Below are 2331 nucleotides of genomic sequence, written 5' to 3'. Positions count from 1 at the left end.
GAAAGGGCCTGCTTGGCTTTCGGCAGTTGCATGACCAGCAGTAGCGGCGTCCGTTCAAAGAACTCGTCGATGTCCTTCCTCAGATATGACGAAAGTTGAATGAACTGCGACTGGTCCATCTTATGCGGTAAGAGAAGGAGCTGGTGAATTTCACTTGTTGCCGCCGCGACACGTCGAATCCCATGATCGATATACCGATTTTCTTCTTCCTGCAATTTGGATGCGACGGGCCCCCACAATGTTTCAAACTGCTTGTAGGCCTCAACAATCACCTTGGACTCTGAACGATCGTCACGAATAACCGTCACCAGATTCAATGCGATTTGTCGAAGCCGACTGACGGAGCGTCGATATGTTTGAGCGTCCTCACCGTTCCCTAACTCCGTCGCCAGGTCTTCTTGAAGTCCTTCCAGGTCGGCCACGAGTGAGGCCGCCTTCAAGAGAAGCCGCTGGCGGTTCAACTGGGGCTGAATGCCAATCACCTGACGAATCCGCTGACTGGTTTCGTTGAGGACTTTCATAAGATCCTTCGACTCACCCGAAAGTCCGGGGATCCGCTCCAGTCGAAAAGCCAATTCCCGCCAGTCTGCATCCACTTGCTGAATCTCTTCCTGCAGCAGTGGATCTGCACCGTGTTTTTCTGCGTGCTTGCTGACGATGACAGCTGTGGCACTCAACCGCAGTGCCTCAGTATTGCTCTGCCGAAGGCCGGGAATTCTTCCCATTTCTTCGTTCAACCCGTAGCTCAGTTGCGTCATCGTATCCGAGAACTTCCGCACCAGCGGACGCAGTTGCTTGATATCGAATGACGGCGTTACGGCTTGAATCGATCCAGACTCGCGAGGCAGATCAAAGTCAGCATCACTATCTAAGGATTTGGTGTAATCATCGATGAAGCCTCGCATACTTTCCCGCGAATGAGGAGGACGAATCGAAGGGTTTCGTTGTGAATATGCCTCGGTCGACCAGAGACACGGCGCAACGAAGACAAACCCGCAAAGAAGCTGGTGCCGAACCTTGCGAGACCAGGGCGGACGTCCAGAACTTTGATCAATGGGCATGTTTTCAGCGTCCTTTCTCAAGCGGATTATCCAGAATGCGCGAAGCGCCATCGCGCGAGGAGAACACTATCCAAATTCGCCACATGCTCCAATACGAAATTGCTGCCAGCCAACCCGTCGCAAACTGCGACGGCAAAAACCTGTACAACGTCCACGATGAACCCCGAATACGATCCGTAAAGCGTTCAAGGTCCAATTGGCGACGAAGACGATGCACCAAGTGCGTGAATCCCCCAAAAGCCCCGTCCGCAGGAACATCGTCCAATTCGGTTCAAAGTCGAGACTCGACGCAATTGAATACCGCCGCGAACGGTGCCCCACCGGACTAGCAGCGCCCTCAAGACCTCTTGGTAAACCAACAGCGAGCAACGTCACTGACAGACTGGGCGATAGAAAACTCCACGAACCTGAACCAAATCAAGTTCCTGCGTTTCAGTTCTTCAACGCGGGGAGGCCCGCGCCAGGTGTTGTCTCAATAAGTATGCGCGATTGTGGTCAGCTTCCCCGAAGAGGAGTCGAATCCTACGCAAAGACAAATACGTTCAGCCTAGCTCAACGGTAACACGGGTTGTCGGGGCCGTCGGGCGACCCGTGTTCGCAGCACAAGAGGTCCACCACCCACGACTCAGGATCCACCGAATGAGCATTCTCTGACTCGCATCCGCTGATTATGGAATGGGTGGAGGGGCGTTGCTCTTTTGCGGAAACTTTCCGGCGTGAGATGCCTGCCCGGTGGCTCAGAGGACGCGTTGACCAAGACTCTCTGTGAAGAAGACCCGAGCAATTTCGTGCCAGGAAGAGAGTCCGTGCGACGGATAGAACAGACGACCCAGCCGCAGTATGGAATAACTCTAAGAATCCACTTGGGCTGGGAGGTTTCCTGCTGAAGCTCCGACAGACGCGAGTCGCTTTTTTTGCCAGGCTGGGACAAAAACGTCGGACCGGGAAGAGGGATCGCGACCCAGAGCGGCATTCCTTATCTCAATGCCGACCACAGCCAATCGTCATTTCAAGGTCTCGACAGTGTCATTCTGGCAATCCCCCCAATGGGGCTGATAGGCTGGCCAGGGGAATACGAAAAAAGCCACCATCACGAATAACCGTGATGGTAGCTTTTGTATGAACAGGTTGGAGAGTTGAGAATCAAGAATTGTCGAATGATGCGGACTGTTTGTTATTGATTTGAGTCACCGTGTATTGTTCGATCGACTGACGTCTTTCGAACCACGTGTGTCTCTGGCGCAATTGACCAATATCCTTTAGAAAGGAG

Annotated in this window: 1 protein-coding gene; it reads right to left on the bottom strand. The window is 53.2% G+C overall.

Annotation, left to right across the window (positions count from 1 at the left end; translation table 11 throughout):
• Positions 1-1061: hypothetical protein (locus tag VGE80_RS10365; protein ID WP_440592610.1), on the bottom strand; the 1061-nt coding region annotated here is incomplete at its 3' end.
• Positions 1062-2331: the final 1270 nt, after the last annotated feature.

It is taken from the genome of Schlesneria sp. (assembly GCF_036405755.1).
In the GTDB taxonomy this organism is placed as follows: domain Bacteria; phylum Planctomycetota; class Planctomycetia; order Planctomycetales; family Planctomycetaceae; genus Schlesneria; species Schlesneria sphaerica.
This window is presented reverse-complemented; position numbering and strand designations above follow the sequence as displayed.